This window comes from Acidimicrobiia bacterium, assembly GCA_035651955.1.
Lineage (GTDB): Bacteria > Actinomycetota > Acidimicrobiia > IMCC26256 > JAMXLJ01 > JAMXLJ01.
Map to the genome: position 1 here is coordinate 1 of DASRES010000076.1, position 2,893 is coordinate 2,893.

Annotated in this window: 4 protein-coding genes; 3 read left to right on the plus strand and 1 reads right to left on the minus strand. The window is 72.3% G+C overall.

The window, feature by feature from the left end; genetic code table 11:
- The 3 genes from VFC33_16370 to VFC33_16380 all read left to right on the plus strand — a co-directional run.
- Window positions 1-343, plus strand: a 343-nt coding sequence (locus VFC33_16370; GenBank protein HZR14815.1) for an AIR synthase-related protein, incomplete at its 5' end; no start/stop codon positions are given.
- A 19-nt stretch (window positions 344-362) separates the two neighbouring features.
- Window positions 363-1,253: a COX15/CtaA family protein gene (locus VFC33_16375; GenBank protein HZR14816.1), complete on the plus strand. Its 891-nt coding sequence runs from the start codon at window positions 363-365 to the stop codon at window positions 1,251-1,253.
- A 9-nt stretch (window positions 1,254-1,262) separates the two neighbouring features.
- A complete protein-coding gene (locus VFC33_16380; protein ID HZR14817.1) occupies window positions 1,263-2,153 on the plus strand; it encodes a PAC2 family protein in 891 nt (296 codons plus the stop codon).
- Between the two features lie 140 nt (window positions 2,154-2,293).
- Here the strand turns inward: VFC33_16380 and VFC33_16385 are convergent.
- On the minus strand, window positions 2,294-2,893 hold a 600-nt coding region (locus VFC33_16385), incomplete at its 5' end, for a cytochrome c biogenesis protein DipZ (GenBank protein ID HZR14818.1).

Consider the following 2,893-nt stretch of genomic DNA (forward strand, 5'->3'; position numbering starts at 1 on the left):
GTTCGGGCTCGCCGGGCACTCGCACGAGCTGGCGGAGCGAAGCGGCGTGCGCGTGCTGCTCGACGCCGCAGGGCTGCCTGCGCTCGACGGCGCGCTCGCGGCGGCGCGAGCCGGGGTCTCGACGGCGGGCACGCGCGCGAACCGCGAGTTCGCCCCGCTCGAGGTCGGCGACGTGCCGGCGGAGGTGGTGGAGCTCGCCTACGACCCGCAGACCGCCGGCGGGCTGCTCGTCTCGCTGCCCGCCGACCACGCGCCGGCGCTGCAGGCGGAGTTCGCGCGGGCGGGCCGATTCCTCGCGCGCGTCGGCTCGGTCGAGGCGGGCGCGGGCGTGTCCCTTCGCTGACGGGGCTAGAGTTGAACCGATGAGCGTCGGCGCCCAGCCGCTGCGTCGTGTCCGGACGTTCGCACTGTCCGCCGCCGCGTTCCGGCGGCTCACCGTCGCGAACGCCGTGATGCTCGTGCTGATCATCGCGACCGGCGCGACGGTGCGTCTCACCGGCTCCGGCCTCGGCTGCGAGCACTGGCCCGGGTGCCAACCGCACCACTTCGAGCCGCGGAGCTTCCACAGCTACATCGAGTTCGGCAACCGGGTGGTCGCGTTCTTCACGATCGTCGTCACGCTCGTGACCTGGATCGGCGCACGCCTCGCGCGGGTATCGGGCCGCATGCGCTTCGTGACGCTGGTCGTCTTTCTCGGCACGCTCGCCCAGGCTCCGCTCGGTGCGATCACGATCCACTACCACCTGAACCCGTGGCTCGTGATCTCGCACTTCCTGCTCTCGATCTTCGTGCTCACGCTCGCGGTCGGGGTCGCGGTCGACGTGCGTCCGCGGCACCTCGACGTCGTGCCGGGATGGGTGCGGCTCGGCGCGATCGGCGTGTGGGTCGCGCTGGGCGTGCTGATCGTGAGCGGCACGATTGCGACCGCCTCGGGACCGCATCCCGGCAGCACCGTCGTGCGCCGGCTGTGGTCCTTCGAGCCGGCGGTCTACTGGCACGTCCGGGCGACGGCGGCGTTCGGCATCTCGTTCGCGGTCCTGCTCGGGTGGCTCGCGTGGCGGGGGAGCCGGCACGTGCGCGGTGCGCTCGTCGTGCTCGGCGTGCTCGCCGTGCAGATGACGATCGGCGAGATCCAGTACCGGACGCACTTGCCGTGGTGGCTCGTCCTCGTGCACGTCGCGGTCGCCGCGACGGTCTGGTCGGTCGCGACGGCGTTCGTCTACGCGCTCTGGCGGCCTGTTCGACCCGCGTAGGATGGTCCGATGACGGACGAGCTCCAGTTCGCGGAGCGTCCGCGCCTCGAGCGCCCGGTCCTCGTCGCCGCCTTTCGCGGGTGGAACGACGGCGGGCAGGGTGCGTCGCTGGCCGGCGCCTACCTCGCGCGTGCGTGGGCGGCGCGGCAGTTCGCGGAGATCGACCCCGAAGGGTTCTACGACTTCCAGGCGACGCGGCCGTCCGTGTCGCTCGTCGACGGCGAGACGCGCCGGATCGACTGGCCGGAGAATCACTTCATGTTCGCGCCGCTGCCGGGGGCCGGGCGCGACGCGATCATCCTGCTAGGCGTCGAGCCGAACGTGCGCTGGCGGGCGTTCACCGCGCTCGTCACGCAGGTCGCGGAGGAGTTCGAGGTCGAGCTCGTGATCACGCTCGGCTCGTTGCTCGCCGACGTCCCGCACACGCGGCCCGCGCCCGTCACCGGCAGCGCGACCGACCCCGAGCTGATTCACCGCCTCGGCCTGCAGGCGTCGCGTTACGAGGGGCCGACCGGGATCGTCGGCGTGCTGCACGACGCGTGCGCCAACGCGGGCGTTCCGTCCGCGAGCCTGTGGGCGGCGGTGCCGCACTACGTTTCCCTGACGCCGTCGCCGCGCGCGGCGAAGGCGCTCGTCGAACGCCTCGCGGGGCTGCTCTCCGCCGACGTCGACACCGCCGAGCTCGACGAGGCCTGCGACGCCTACGCGGAGCAGGTGAGCGAGGCCGTGGCTTCGGACGCGGACACTGCGACCTACGTCGAAGAGCTCGAGCGCCGCGTCGACGAGCTCGCCGCCGAGGCCGACCTGCCGTCGGGCGAGGCGCTCGCCGACGAACTGACGCGCTACCTCGCCCAGCGCGAAAACGGCGACGACGACGACGACGTCGCGCGCGAACGCTAGCGATCGCGTGCGCTAGTGAGGCCGTCCGCTGCACGCCGTCGCACCGGCACCGATGGCGCCGCCATCGCCGCCGGCACGCCGCCGCGCCCGATCAGCACCGGTCCACGCCCCGGAACAGACGACCCCGCGGCATCCACCATCTAGCCGAACGTGAACGAATAGCCGCGGACGCCGGGCGAGAACTGCAGCTCGAGGGTCGCGTCCGCGACCTTGGCGGACGAGCGCACCGTGTAGAGGCGGTAGGCGTTCACGTAGATCGTCCCCGCGGGCCGTCCGTCGATCGTCGCGCGGACGGTGCCGCGACCGCCGAGCACGATGTAGACGTTCTTCGCGTGGAAGTGCAGGCGCAGGAACGCTCCGCGGCCGGCGACGATCTGCTGCGCCTCGACGCGCCACGAGCCTCCGTAGGTCAGGCCGTTCTGCGGGAGCGACACGGCGGCCTGATACGTGGCGAAGCGGTCGGGCGCGAGTCGCGAGCCGGTGTAGTCGGCGATGCGCTCCGCGCCGAGGTACGTCTCGGGCGTCATGATCTCGTCGGGGGTCGCGTCTGCCACCCGTCGTGCCCGCGGCCCGTTCGCACCGAGCAAGCGGCGGATGAGCTGCTCGGTCTGCCCGTACTCGCCCTCGCCGAAGTGCGTGTGGCGCACGTGACCGGTGCGGTCGATCAGGTACTCGGCCGGCCAGTACTGGTTCGCGTAGTTGTCCCACGTCTTGTAGTCGTTGTCCTGCACGACCGGGTA

What these genes read in the sequence shown, in the direction of transcription:
- VFC33_16375 (HZR14816.1), top strand. Translation starts at nt 363, where the DNA reads ATGAGCGTCGGCGCCCAGCCGCTGCGTCGTGTCCGGACGTTCGCACTG.
- VFC33_16380 (HZR14817.1), top strand. Translation starts at nt 1,263, where the DNA reads ATGACGGACGAGCTCCAGTTCGCGGAGCGTCCGCGCCTCGAGCGCCCG.